Annotated in this window: 12 protein-coding genes; 3 read left to right on the top strand and 9 right to left on the bottom strand. The window is 71.8% G+C overall.

Annotated elements, in window-relative coordinates; all coding sequences use genetic code 11:
* Positions 1 to 43 precede the first annotated feature (43 nt).
* Both ACWCP0_RS29095 and ACWCP0_RS29090 read left to right on the top strand, forming a co-directional pair.
* Entirely contained in the window at positions 44 to 331 is a 288-nt protein-coding gene (locus ACWCP0_RS29095; RefSeq protein WP_451081739.1) for a YiaA/YiaB family inner membrane protein, read from the top strand.
* 67 nt (positions 332 to 398) lie between these two features.
* On the top strand, positions 399 to 1,034 hold the full coding sequence (locus ACWCP0_RS29090; RefSeq protein WP_451081738.1) for a TetR/AcrR family transcriptional regulator: 636 nt from the start codon (positions 399 to 401) through the stop codon (positions 1,032 to 1,034).
* On the opposite strand, the gene ACWCP0_RS29085 is transcribed toward ACWCP0_RS29090, so the two are convergent.
* Complete coding sequence (locus ACWCP0_RS29085; RefSeq protein ID WP_451081737.1) at positions 1,022 to 1,483, bottom strand: MaoC family dehydratase; 462 nt, start codon at positions 1,481 to 1,483, stop codon at positions 1,022 to 1,024. The two genes, ACWCP0_RS29090 and ACWCP0_RS29085, sit on opposite strands and share 13 nt — an antisense overlap.
* Before the next feature lie 116 nt (positions 1,484 to 1,599).
* On the opposite strand from ACWCP0_RS29085, the gene soxR reads away from it, so the two are divergent.
* Positions 1,600 to 2,079, top strand: coding sequence for a redox-sensitive transcriptional activator SoxR (gene soxR / locus ACWCP0_RS29080; protein WP_451081736.1), 480 nt, complete (start codon positions 1,600 to 1,602; stop codon positions 2,077 to 2,079).
* A 17-nt stretch (positions 2,080 to 2,096) separates the two neighbouring features.
* Here soxR and ACWCP0_RS29075 read toward each other — a convergent pair whose 3' ends face one another.
* The 8 genes from ACWCP0_RS29075 to ACWCP0_RS29040 all read right to left on the bottom strand — a co-directional run bounded on the left by ACWCP0_RS29075 (position 2,097) and on the right by ACWCP0_RS29040 (position 12,945).
* The gene (locus ACWCP0_RS29075) at positions 2,097 to 2,810 is read right to left on the bottom strand and encodes a YoaK family protein (RefSeq protein WP_451081735.1); all 714 of its coding nucleotides are present in this window, start codon (positions 2,808 to 2,810) and stop codon (positions 2,097 to 2,099) included.
* 180 nt (positions 2,811 to 2,990) lie between these two features.
* On the bottom strand, positions 2,991 to 4,091 hold the full coding sequence (locus ACWCP0_RS29070) for an RNA ligase (ATP) (protein ID WP_451081734.1): 1,101 nt from the start codon (positions 4,089 to 4,091) through the stop codon (positions 2,991 to 2,993).
* Between the two features lies 1 nt (position 4,092).
* Positions 4,093 to 4,878, bottom strand: a complete 786-nt coding sequence (locus tag ACWCP0_RS29065) for a 3-keto-5-aminohexanoate cleavage protein (protein WP_451081733.1) — start codon at positions 4,876 to 4,878, stop codon at positions 4,093 to 4,095.
* 58 nt (positions 4,879 to 4,936) lie between these two features.
* Entirely contained in the window at positions 4,937 to 5,548 is a 612-nt protein-coding gene (locus ACWCP0_RS29060) for a hypothetical protein (protein ID WP_451081732.1), read from the bottom strand.
* 407 nt (positions 5,549 to 5,955) lie between these two features.
* Complete coding sequence (locus tag ACWCP0_RS29055; protein ID WP_451081759.1) at positions 5,956 to 7,161, bottom strand: serine-threonine protein kinase; 1,206 nt, start codon at positions 7,159 to 7,161, stop codon at positions 5,956 to 5,958.
* A 128-nt stretch (positions 7,162 to 7,289) separates the two neighbouring features.
* Complete coding sequence (locus tag ACWCP0_RS29050; protein WP_451081731.1) at positions 7,290 to 8,429, bottom strand: ABC transporter substrate-binding protein; 1,140 nt, start codon at positions 8,427 to 8,429, stop codon at positions 7,290 to 7,292.
* A 242-nt stretch (positions 8,430 to 8,671) separates the two neighbouring features.
* Positions 8,672 to 11,476 (bottom strand): SpoIIE family protein phosphatase, encoded by a 2,805-nt coding sequence (locus ACWCP0_RS29045; protein WP_451081730.1) that lies wholly within the window; start codon positions 11,474 to 11,476, stop codon positions 8,672 to 8,674.
* Positions 11,477 to 11,703: 227 nt separating this feature from the next.
* Positions 11,704 to 12,945 (bottom strand): exo-beta-N-acetylmuramidase NamZ family protein, encoded by a 1,242-nt coding sequence (locus tag ACWCP0_RS29040; RefSeq protein WP_451081729.1) that lies wholly within the window; start codon positions 12,943 to 12,945, stop codon positions 11,704 to 11,706.
* Positions 12,946 to 13,083 lie beyond the last annotated feature (138 nt).

Below are 13,083 nucleotides of genomic sequence, written 5' to 3'. Positions count from 1 at the left end.
GGAGCGGATGTGGGCGACGGCACCTTCCGCGCATCCTTGCGGCATGAGTGAGACACCGGTCAAGCAGCAGAACACGGCGGCGTACTACGGCCAGGCCGTCGCCTCCTTCGCGGTCGCGCTCGCGGCCGTCGCCGTCGGAATCGTGAATCTGGAGGCCGACGCCTGGGTGCGCGCCTTCCTCGGCATCGCGGTCCTCTACCTCACGACCTCGGCGTTCACCCTGGCCAAGGTGGTGCGGGACAGGCAGGAGGCCGGGCAGATCGTGAGCCGCGTCGACCAGGCACGGCTGGAGAAGCTGCTCGCCGAGCACGACCCGTTCCAGAAGCTGTGACCATGCACTAAGCGCTTGCTCAGGTTCGAGGTATGGTGTTCGTCCTGCCGGATGGAAGGGGCGAGCGATGAGTACGGCGGAGGAAACGGCCGGCGTCGAGGACATGCCGTGGGGTGAGGTCACCCCGGAGGCGGCCAGGAGGCTGCTCGTCGCCGCCGTCGAGGCCTTCGCGGAGCGCGGCTACCACGCCACCACGACGCGCGACATCGCCGGCCGCGCGGGAATGAGCCCGGCCGCGCTCTACATCCACTACAAGACCAAGGAAGAGCTGCTCCACCGGATCAGCCGCATCGGCCACGACCGGGCGCTGGAGATCCTGGAGGGAGCTGCGGACGCCGAGGGAACGGCGGCCGAGCGGCTCGCCGTCGCCGTGCGCTCCTTCGTCCGCTGGCACGCCGGACACCACATGACCGCGCGCGTCGTGCAGTACGAGCTCGACGCGCTCGGCGACGAGCACCGGGCCGAGATCGTCGAGCTGCGCCGCAAGTCCGACGCCGCGGTGCGGCGGATCCTCAACGAGGGCGTGGCGGCGGGGGAGTTCGACGTCCCCGACGTCCCCGGCACGACCCTCGCCGTGCTGTCCCTCTGCATCGATGTGGCCCGCTGGTTCAACGTGCACGGGCGCCGGACGCCGGACGAGGTCGGCGCGCTCTACGCCGACCTCGTCCTGCGGATGGTGGGATCGGGCGCTCAGAAGAAGTAGCGGGAGACGGACTCGGCGACGCACACCGGCTTGTCGCCGCCCTCGCGCTCCACGGTGACGACGGCCGTCACCTGCACACCGCCGCCCGCTTCCTCGACGCTCTTGAGGGCGGCCGTCGCGCGCAGCCGGGAGCCGACGGGTACGGGGGAGGGGAAACGGACCTTGTTGGTCCCGTAGTTGAGGCCCATCCTCATGCCCTCGACCCGCATGATCTGGGGGACGAGGGTCGGCAGCAGCGACAGCGTGAGATAGCCGTGCGCGATCGTCTTCCCGAAGGGCCCGGCCGCGGCGCGCTCCGGGTCCACATGGATCCACTGGTGGTCGCCGGTGGCGTCGGCGAAGAGGTCGATCCGCTTCTGGTCGATCTCCAGCCAGTCGCTGTACCCCAGCTGCTCGCCGACCCCGGCGGTCAGCTCCTCGGCGGATGTGAAGATCCTCGGCTCGGCCATCCCTGTTCCCTGCCTCTCGCCCGGTCCCTGCTCGTTGTCTAAGCGACTGCTTAGCATGGTCGGGGTGAGGGGTTCTGTCAACGGTGGCGCAGCGCCCGTCACGTAGGCTCCGGCGAGTGCCGCAGATTCCCGGGAAGATCCACGAACTCACCGTCGGCCAGCTCTCCGCGCGCAGCGGAGCGGCCGTTTCCGCGCTGCACTTCTACGAGTCCAAGGGGCTGATCAGCAGCCGCAGGACCGCGGGCAACCAGCGCCGCTACGACCGGGACGCGCTCCGCCGGGTCGCCTTCGTCCGGGCGGCGCAGCGGGTCGGCATCCCGCTCGCCACGATCCGGGACGCGCTGGCCGAACTCCCCGAGGGGCGTACGCCGAACCGCGAGGACTGGGCGCGGCTCTCACAGACGTGGCGCGCGGAGCTCGACGCCCGCATCCAGCAGCTCGGGCGGCTGCGCGACCATCTCACCGACTGCATCGGCTGCGGTTGTCTTTCCCTGGAGACCTGTGTCCTGTCCAACCCGGACGATGTCTTCGGTGAACGCATGGCGGGCTCACGGCTGCTCCCGGAACGCCGCCGCGCGCAGGAGGACGGGGCCTGACGCCTCGGTGGGCCCGATCAGCCGGGCTCGGGTGCGGCCTCGCGCGGCGCGAACGCGAAAGCGAGTGCGACGGCCAGCACATAGGCGGCGATGACCAGCAGGACCACCGGCGGGGTGAGCCGGTCGTCGTGGATCATCCACGCCCCCAGCAGACCGCCCGCGAACATGGCCGTCACCGAGCCCGCGCGACGGACCTCGTTCCGCGCCCCAGGTGCGATCCGGGCGTCTAGCGCGAGGGGGGAACCGCCGATGAGGGCGGTGAACGCCCGGGTGGTGACGGTCGTGGGCATGCCCGCCACCTTCGCCCGCAGGGTGGTGACATTGCGGACCCCCATGGCCATCGCCACCAGTGCGGACACCAGGTGGTGCCGGCCGGCGAGCGGCTCACCGCCCCGCTCGATCCCCCAGGCCACCAGTGCGGCGCCTGCCAGCAGTGCGGCCTCGACGTACAGGGCGTGCGTGAACCACCGGCGGCCGCGCACCTGTGCGTGCGACTCGAAGCGCGCGGACAGCACAGCCCCCACGGTGAACCCCAAGAGCGAGGCAGCACACGCAGACACGGACAGGCCGCCGACGCCGGCGAGTGCGAAGGACATCAACAGCATGTTGCCTGTCTGGACAGCCGTGAAGACCGGGCCCAGCGCGAGAAAGCTGACCGCCTCGACCATCCCTGTCGTCATGGTGAGCGCCACCATGGCCCACGTCAGGGAGGGTTCACGTGTTGGCTTCACGCGATGAGTCTCGGCGTATCCGCCCGGCCGTAGGGCGGATTGCGCCGAGTGTGGGCCGGGCTGTCCCGGGCGCCGGGCGGTCCGCACCCCCGTGACGGGCCGCCCGGCACCCGGTCCGTGCCCCCGGGTCGTGGTGCCGGTGGTCCGCACCCCCGTGACGGGCCACCGTGCACCGAGCGGTCACTCGTACTCGGTGCCGCCCTTGCGGGTCAGATACGCCGGGCTGACCGATTTGGCTATCGCCCGGCCACCCACGATCGGGCTGTACCGCTCGGTGACGGGGCGGATCACGACGCCCTCGCGCAGATGCAGATCCCTGCCCGAGACCGTCTCGCGGCCGCTCGCGAACTCCAGGACCTTCTCCAGCACGTACGGTCCCTCGTACAGCCGTGGCACCAGCGGCAGTTCGCCTTCGAGCAGCCCGGCCGCGTCCAGCCAGCGGACCTGGCCGTCGATCTCGGCCGACACGTCGAACACCGCGAACCCGAGTTCCGTCGAGCGGGCGTTCGCGCCGTACGACAGGTCCTGCACGCCTGCCCCGTACACCTCGCCGAAGATGCCGACCCGGCTCGCCCCGAGCTTGCCGGCGAGACGCGCCGCGGCGTCCGCCACACCGTGGCCGTGCACCGCGCGCCAGTAGAGATTGCGCGGGTCCTCCTTGAGGGCGAGGCCCTTCGCGCCGAACCCCTTCGACGACACCAGCACCCTCCCCCGAGGCCCTGCGGGCACGGGAGCGACCCCCACGTCCTCGGCCACGTACGTGACCAGGCAGGCAGTGCCGTGCAGCTTCTCGGTCAGCACGACGGGCTCACCGGGCTCGAAGATGTCCGGATAGCGCTGCAGGTTCTCGATGTCGACCCAGGGGAGCAGGTCGGGGGCAGACTCCACGTCACCGCTCATCGTCGGCGGGATCGGGGGCGACCACTTCGTGACGCCGAGCAGCTCGGCGAAGTCCGTGCCGTCGGCCACGGCCCGCTCCAGGTCGGTGTCCGCGAGCGCCTTCGGCCGGCACACGATGCCCTGCGACAGCTCACCGCGCAGCCGCACCGCCTTGACCCGGTCGGACGCCTTCCCGGCAAGCCGCCCGGTCAGCCCGAGCTCCTCGATCAGCCCCGTCGGCAGCACGGCCTGCTCCGGGATGTAGACGGCGATGTCACCGCTGCGGTAAGCGCCCTTGGCGACGACCGCGCGGTAGAGGCCCACCTGGGCCAGCTCCAGGGCGTCGGCGTTCGGATGCTCATGGATCGTCAGCAGTTCGGCGGTGACGCGCAGCGTCGACATGTCAGGGCTCCTCGGGTGCGGTTCTCATCGCGTCAACTGTGGCCGCACGGAATTCCGGTGGGCCACCCGATTTCCGCTCTGGTACCGTCGCCGCCGCCCCGACCAGCTCGGCGTTGGACGTCGCGGGCCGCCCGTCGGGCAGGACCAGCACGTCCTCCAGGCCGATCCGCGTGTCCAGCCCCAACCGCCGCGCCAGCCGCAACACCGGCCAGGCCCCGCCGTCCTCGCCGTGCAGCAGCACCGGAAGGCCGGGCCATGCGCCGCCCAGCCCGTCCAGGAGCGCACGGGCCGAGTCCTCGGCGCTCGCGGGTTCCGGGTCCGTCACCTCGGCGAGCACCCGCAGCACCTGGGGCGCGAGGGGCGAGCGCAGGAAACGCTCAAGGCCGTCCGTCCCGGACCAGAGGCCCGCTTCCACGCCCACACCGCGCTCCAGCAGCGCCGCCGCGACCTGCTCCGCACCCTCTTCGTGCCAGTTGACGGAGGCGTGGTCGGGCAGCACCGTCCAGGAGCGGATGCGCTGCGCACGGCGCACCGGATCGGGCTCCGCCCACGCGCCGGTCGTCACCCCGACCGGAACGTCCACCGTGGCCCGTATCGCCATGAGCACGGGAGCGACCACGCGCGGCGACAGCGAGTCGCTCCCGCACGGCGTCTTCGGGTGCGCATGCACCTCTGCCGCACCGGCGGCGACCGCGGCAGCGGCCGACTCGGCCAGCGCGGCCGGTGACATGGGCACCGCGGCCGAATCCCCCGCGCCGCGGGCCCCGTTGAGGCAGACCTGAATCATGGCCCCGATGGTGCCAGGCACCACTGACAACGCGGCGGCCCCGGCCCTGCCGGGGGTGCTAGGCCACCGAGACCAGTTCCCTGCCCCGCGTGCGCCTGGCGGCCCTCAGGGCCTCGTCCGTCAGCACCGGCCGGGGCACGACGACCCCGCACCCCGTGCACACGGGACCGCACCACGGCTCGTGCTCCAGGTCCTGCCGCCACACGATCCGGCTCTCCGCACACACGGGGCAGACGGCCCCGGGGTCCGCGCCCAGCGCGGCGATCAGCCGCCGCAACACGTCTGCCAGCGGGTCCGTCGGATGCACCGACGGGTCGTCGCAGCGTGCGACGCCGTTGCCGCCCCAGGTCCGCCGGTGCCAGTCGTCGAACGCTCCCGGCCGCCGCAGCCCGTCGTGCTTCTCGCGCCTGCGGCGTTCCGCGAACTTCCTCTCGTACGCGAGCCATACGGCCCGCGCCTCCTCCAGTTCGCCGAGCGCGGCCACCAGCCGCGCCGGATCGGGCGCCCGGTCATCGGGCTCGATGCCGTGCCTGGCGCACAGATGGTTCCAGGTCGCCCGGTGCCCGTACGGGGCGAACCTCTCCAGGCACTTGCGCAATGAGTAACGCCGCAGCGCCAGATCACTTCGCGGGTCGCGCACCTGTCTCGCAAGACTCCGGAAACCGGCCATCGCACTGCCACCTCCGTCGCTCGAACTCCGTCGCTCGTACTTCCGCGTCGAGGAATGGACGTACGAGTACCCGATCCGGCTCCATCGAACATCCGTACAGCAGCCGATTGGTGCGACCGGGGCGCGGTGGGGCGGTGTGACGAGTCGGAGAAAGTGACGGTTGTTCATCCCACCGATGAGTCGTACCAGCGGTAACCTCCGCCGCACCCGCCATTCCGAGGAGCATCCATGCGACGACGCACCCGCCCCCCACCGGACGACTCAGGACCGCCTGCGCAGCCCTCGTACTCGGCACGGCCCTGCTGGCCCTGTCCGGTGTTCGAGGACGGACACGCGGGCCCACCGCACGGCACCGGGCCGCCCCGAAGGCCGCGCCCGCAGGGCGAAGAGGGGCCAGGGCGGAAGGGTCAGCGCCCCACCCGCCCCGCCGCCAGCACCACCCTCGCCAGCTCCGGGTGCAGGATGTCGCTGTGCGCCCCGGACGGGGGACCGCCGCGCCGCACCACCGAGGCCGCGTCGACATTGACGCAGCCGCCCGTGGGCAACCCGTCCCGCAGGGCCGCGTCCAGCGTCAGATGTCGCGTGCCCGCGACCGCCTGGATGCCGTCGTGTCCGACCGCCCACCAGCGCTTGTCCAGCCCGACCACGGTCGACGAGTCCCCTGCCATGCGGGACGCCAGCGGATAGATCACGCCGAGCGCGGTGTCATGTGGTGAGTAGCAGGCGACCACGGGCCCGTCGACACGTTGCTGCATGTCCCGGAGCGCCCCCGCACCGCTCTTCGCATGCGGCAGCGACGGTGCGAACGCGTAGTGCGAGAACGCCCCTTGGAGCAGCGTCACCGACTTCACCGGCCGCACACCGTCCGGCAGCCCGCGCAGCGCGAAGGCGACGAGCCGGGCACCCATGCTGTGCCCGACGAGATGCACCCGCAGGCCGGGGGAGGAGCGGGCCAGGCGCCCGAGCACCGGTCCGAGGCCCCGCTCGCCGACCGTTCCCGCGCGGCGTTTCATCGTGTAGTAGGTGGCCTGTCGCAGCACCTCCTTGGCGCCCTTCCACAGGTTCTTGAGCCCGCCGCCGATCGCGAGCGACGGCTCTGTCCCGTGGAGTGCCTCCGTGAACAGCCGGCAGACCTCGACCGGGTCCTCCTGCAGGAACGCCGGAAGGCCCTCCCCGGCCGCGTCCCCGGTCATGTCGCCGACGAGGCACTCCTCGGCTACCGCCACCAACTCCCGTACGAGAGAGCAGAATTCGACGAACGCCGCTCGCGACTCCGGTTCCTCCCCGAGCAGCGTCGCCAGCCGCCCCAGCACGGGCTCCCGCCCCGGGAAGACCCCGGCGAGCGCGCCGAAGTCCGGTATCGGCTCGTCCGTGAACATCATCGAGGGCCACACCACTCCCGTGTAGCCCACGCGTGCCCCGGGCGGGAGCAGCCCGGGGAAAGGTGCGAAGAAGCGCGCGTAGAAACGGGTGGCCACCGAACGGGAGTTGTTCCACCCATGGGCGAACATCACCAGATCCGTCACATCCAGCCGCCCGAGGGCCTCCCGCTGAGCGGCGTTCACATCGCCGTCCGCGTCGAAGGTGATCTCCCCGTACGGCTGCACGCTCATCTCGTTCACGGGCGCGTCCCTCCTCCCCCTGGGATTTTGTCCTGGGTGGACTCCCAGCGCGGACCGCTGCCCGCCCAGCATCCCGCGGCTGACGACGGACGGCCAGACCCGTGACGTGTGCCGGTGTGTCAGTCCGCGACGGCCTTCGCCCAGCCCCGGGCGACCGTCTCTCTCGCCTTTTCCCACTGTGCATCCGTGGGAAATTGCGGCGTCCCCTCAACCGTCGGCAACCGTGCGGCGGCGACTTCATCGAGGGTGCCTTCCTCCCTCATGACGTCCATCAGCACGGGGCGGGCGTATCCGTGGAGCCGGAGGTTCTGGCCCTCGGTGCTGAAGAGATACTCCTGCCACAGGCGGGCAGCCGCCGGGTGCGGGGCGTCCTTGTTGATCGCCAGCGCGAAGTACTGGGCGAAGCTGCTGTCGAAGGGGATCGAGACCCGCCAGTCCAGGCCCTTGCCGCGAAACCGGTCGGCGTAGGCGAGGTTGGAGTAGTCCCAGTCGATGCTGATGGGCGTCCGACGGTTCTCCACCGCGGTCGCGGTCGACTCGACGGGGTTGAAGTTGCCCGCCTTACTGAGCTTGCCGAAGAAGTCGATACCGGGCTGGATGTCGTCGAACGACCCGTTGTTCGCCAGGGCGGCCGCGTACACGCCGGCGAGGCCGGTGCCGGACCGGGTGGGGTTGCCGTACAGCGAAACCATGCCCTCGTACTGGGGTTTCAGCAGGTCGGCGAAGGTATGGGGACAGGTCTTGACGAGCTTGGCATCGCACCCGATGGAGATGTAGCCACCGTAGTTGTTGTACCAGCGGGCCTGAGGGTCCTTCTGGCTGCTCGGGATCGAGTCGAACGCGGCGACTCTGTACGGCGCGAGCAGGTTCTGCCGAGCCGCCGACCGTGCGAAGGCGTCCCCCAGGTCGAGCACGTCGGGGGCGTCGGCCCGCCCCCGGCGCTTCTTCATGGCGTCGATCTCGTCCTGACTGTGGCCCTCTGGATCGTCGACCGTCACTTCGATCCCGTACTTCTTCTCGAAGCCGTCCGTCAGACCGCCGTAGTTGGCCCAGCCGCTCGGAATCGCGATCGCGCGGAGCACGCCCTCCTTCTTCGCCGCGGCGATCAGCGAGGCCATGCCGCCCACGTCCTCGGCGGAGGTGGCCAGCGACGGCTTCTGGGGGGTCTCGGTCGCTGTGCCGCCGCAGGCGGCCATGACCAGCGCCACGACGGCGAGGCAACCGGAGACGGCCGCTGTTCGGGCACGAGGCGCAGTCACGACGACTCCCTCCGGCCGACCCACCGGCCGCCCGTCACGCCCTCCGTTGTGCCTCCCTGGTCCACCGGGTCGGCGCGGCGGCCGTCGAGGCCAGGGTACTCGGCCACCTCGACCCAGAGATCCGGCGGCCGACGAGGCCGACATCGGTGTCCTGTCCGCCGTGACCACCGGCCCGAAGCCGGGGCCGGGCCCGTGAGCCGGTTCCTTACGGCCGGCCGTGCGGCGACGGGGCAGGATCGCCGTCACAACTCCGTGTCGTCCCCCCGGCCGAGCAGCATCTCGCCGAGGCCTCCCGCCGTCGGCGTGGCGCCGTTGTGGAGCGACTGTTCGGTCCAGATGGCCTTGCCGGTGCGCGTGTGGCGCGTGCCCCAGCGCTCGGCGAGCTGGGCGACCAGGAAGAGCCCACGGCCGCCCTCGTCGGTGACCTTGGCCCGGCGCAGGCGGGGCGAGGTGCTGCTGCCGTCCGAGACCTCGCAGATCAGGGTGCGGTCGCGGAGCAGTCGGACGGTGATGGGCTCGGTGCCGTAGCGGATGGCGTTGGTGATCAGCTCACTGAGGATGAGCTCGGCGGTGAAGGCGATATGCCCCAGGCCCCAGTCCTCCAGCCGGCGGACGCAGGCGGTGCGAGCCGGGGCCACTGCCGCCGGGTCACAGGGCACGTCCCACTCGGCGACCTGTGCGCCGCCCAGTCGGCGCGTGCGTGCCACCAGGAGTGCGATGTCGTCCCTGGGCTGGGTGGGCTGCATGGCCTCGATCACCGCGGTGCAGGTGCCCTCCGGGGTGCGGTCGGGCCCGGCCAGGGCCCTGCGCAGGGCCTCCAGCCCGGCGTCTGGGCCGCGGACGCGGTCCTCGATCAGCCCGTTGGTGTAGAGCACCAGCCGGGACCCCTCGGGCACGGTCAGTTCGGCGCTCTGGAAGGGCAGGCCGGCACCCAGGCCCAGCGGTGGGGAGACGGGCACCCGGGGGAAGGCCGGCGTCTTGTCAGGGTGGATCACGGCGAGGCCCGGGTGGCCGGCGCTGGCGGCTGCCACCTGCCCGGAGGTGGGATCGTAGATGGCGTACTGGCAGGTGGCCCCGGTGATCCCCTGTCCGTTCTCCCCGGCGGCGGCCTCGTCGGCGTCGATAGCGGTCACCAGCTCGTCCAGACGGCTCAGCAGCTCCTCCGGAGGCATGTCCAGGGCGGAGAAGTTGTGAACGGCGGTGCGCAGCCGGCCCATGGTCGCCGCGGCGTGCAGGCCGTGGCCGACGACATCGCCGACCACCAGGGCCACCCGTGCACCGGACAGAGGGATGACATCGAACCAGTCCCCGCCCACCCCGGCCCTGGCCGGCAGGTAGCGGTAGGCCACCTCGAGGGCGGTCTGCTCGGGCAGCCCGCGGGGCAGCAGTCTGCGTTGCAGGGTGACGGCCATGGTGTGCTCGCGGGTGTAGCGGCGGGCGTTGTCGATGCAGACCGCTGCCCGGGCGGCGAGCTCCTCGGCGAAGGACACTTCCTCCTCCTCGAACGCCGGAGAAGCATTCGCCCGCCAGAAGTCCGCCGCCCCGAGCACCACCCCCCGCGCCCGCAGCGGGACCACGATCAGGGAGTGGATGCCGTGGTCAAGGACTCTCCGGGCATGTTCGAGGTCCTGGCCCCGCCAGTCGTCGGAGGAGCTCAGGTCGGCCACAAGGGCCGCTCGGCCGCTGTCCGCCCCCGCGGCGAAGGGGTTGGCGGCGACGAAGCGGACCAGCTCGCCGACGGGGTGGGCGGCGTGCTCCGCCTTCCGGCCGATGACGGCAGTGCGGCGCATCTCGGTGCTCGTACCGGACGGCTCCTCGCCGCGCAGGACCGGGTCCAGGAGCTCGACGGTCACGACGTCGGCGAATCGGGGGACCGCCACCTCCGCGAGCTCCTCGGCGGTGCGCGTGACATCCAGGGTGGTCCCGACCCGTCCCCCGGCGTCGTGGAGCAGCTTCAGGCGTTCGTGGGCCGTCTCGGCCCTCCCGGAGAGCGCGTGCAGCTCGGTGGTGTCCCGCAGCGTCACCACGCCGCTCGCCGGCCCGTGGGAGGCGGTGAGCCGCTTGCTGACCGCCAGCAGCCGGTCGGCCGCCAGGTGTACCTCGTCGGTGACCGGACGACCGGAGGCCAGCAGCTCGGCAAGGTCCGCCTCCAGCCCCAGATCGGTGATCCGGCGATGCTCCGCGTCCACCGGCACGTTCAGCAGCCGCCGGGCCTCGTCGTTGGCCAGCAGCAGCCGGCCGTCGCTTCCGATGATCAGCACCCCCTCCCGCACCGCGTGCAGGACCGCGTCATGGTGCTCGTACATCCGGGTCATCTCGGCCGGGCCCAGGCCATGGGTCTGCCGCAGCAACCGACGGCTCACGAGTCCGGCCCCACCTGCGGCGAGGGCCAGAGCCGCGGCCGCGCCCCCGAACAGGAGCGGCAGCTGCCGGTTCACCCGGTGCTCCACGTTCCCGACCGTGACGGGGGAGGAGACGACGGCGACGACCGAGCCGTCGGCGCCCTTCACAGGTACCGCCGAGACGACGGAAGGACCCAGTGACCCGTGGAAGGTTCTGGTGAAGGCCCTGCCGGCCGCCGCCTCTGCGTAGGGGCCGATGACGTGCTTCCCGATCTGAGTCGGGTCGCTGTGGGTGAGGGTGATCCCGTCCAGCCTGTACACGATGATCGCATCGACGCCTGCCGCCTTCCGGGCCGCCTCGGCGCCCGGCTGCAGCACCCCGGTCGGGTCGGGGCCGTGCAATGCCGCCAGGACCCCGGGGGAGTTCGCGAACGTCTCGGCCGCGGCAAGCGTTCGGTTACGGGCATCCGTCAGGCTGGCGTGCCGAGCCTGCACCACGAGAGCCGCCAGCGCGGCGCCGACGAGCAGCACCACGACCGGGAGCTGCAGGAGGAACACCTGGCCGGCGAGGCTGTGCACCCCCAGCAGCGAACGCACGCGCCGCAGCAGCCGCCACGGCCCTTCCCGACGGGGCCGGTCGTGCTCCTGGGGCCCTTGACGGCCATGTCCCGGACGACGAATCCGACCGGTTTCATGGTGGCGCATGGGTGAGCCGGGCAATGCACGCCAGACGCGACCCGAAAATCCGCGCATAAGCCATTTGTATCCCTTTCGGGTGCTGGTCACGGGGTGACCGGAGCAGGATCGGGCCAGGGGGCGGTCCAAGCACCCGGCCGTGCGCTGCACGGGATCGCCCGCACCGGTCGGCTCTGCGCGGAGGGCTCGCCCCCGGACGGCCGTGGTCCGGCCCGTCGTGCTCCGGTCCACCCGGCTCAGCGGTACAGCAAGTACCCCTTCCGCACGGCCCGGAAAGCGGCGAGGTCCTGCTGCCAGGCCCCGACGACCTCGTCCGTCCCCGCCCCCGCGTCGATCAGCGTGCGCACCCGCGTGGACCCGGTCAGCTTGTCGATCCAGTTGTCCGGCCGCCACGCGAAGCCGCTCCAGCTGTGCTTCGCCGTCACCAGCAGGCCGATTCCGGTGCGCACCGGGTCGTACTCCTCCCGGTCGTGGACGTGCACCTGGACGCCGCCGACCGTCTTCCCCTGGAACTTGGAGAAGGTCGGGGCGAAGTACGCCTCGCGGAACCGCACACCGGGCAGTTCCAGGGCGTTCGCCGCCTCCGCCCACGCGCGGTCGACGCCCTCCGCGCCGAGCAGCTCGAACGGGCGGGTCGTCCCGCGGCCCTCCGACAGGTTCGTGCCCTCGAACAGGCAGGTCCCGGAGTAGACGAGCGCCGTGTCGGGCGTCGGCATGTTCGGACTCGGTGGCACCCAGGGCAGCCCGGTCGCGTCGTAGAAGTCGTGGCGGCGCCACCCCGACATCCGGACGGTCTCCAGCTCCACCGGCTGTGCCAGGAACTCGCCGTTGAAGAGCCCGGCCAGCTCGGCGACCGTCATGCCGTGGGCCTGTGCGATGGGCTCGCGGCCGACGAAGGTCGCGAACGCCCGGTCCAGGACCGGGCCGAGCGCCGCCCGCCCCGTGACCGGGTTCGGCCGGTCCAGGACGACGAAGCGCTTCCCCGCGAGCGCGGCGGCCACCATGCAGTCGTACATCGTCCAGATGTACGTGTAGAAGCGGGCGCCCGCGTCCTGGATGTCGAACACGATCGTCTCCACGCCGGACGCGGTGAAGATGTCCGCGAGCGGCTGTCCGCTCTTCAGATACGTGTCGTGGACGGGCAGCCCGGTCGCCGGGTCGTCGTAGCGTCCCTCGGAGCCGCCTGCCTGGGCGGTGCCCCGGAAGCCGTGCTCGGGGCCGAAGACGGCCATCAGGTTCACCCGGTCGTCGGCGTGCATGACGTCCACGATGTGGCGGGTGTCGCGGGTGATCCCCGTCGGGTTGGTGACGACACCGACCCGTTGCCCGGCGAGCAGCCCGTATCCGTCGGCGGCGAGCCGCTCGAATCCGGTACGGACCCGGCTCCGGCCGTCCCGTGCCGCGGCCGGTGCGGCCACGGCCGCCAGGGCGCCGACCGCGCCTCCTGCCGCGAGCAGACCCCGTCTGGACAGGCTCATCGCACCACCTCCGTGATCGCTACATCTGTCATGGGCACGCACGCTAGCGTGCGTCCGGGCCGTGCGGAACGAGCCGGACGCGACGGTTCGCGCCGGCCCCTCCGCAGGTTCGCGCCGGCCCCTTCCGCACGAACATAC

This window comes from Streptomyces sp. NPDC001970, assembly GCF_053594115.1.
The sequence above is the reverse complement of the archived record's forward strand: the minus strand, read 5'-3'. Positions and strand labels throughout refer to the sequence as shown.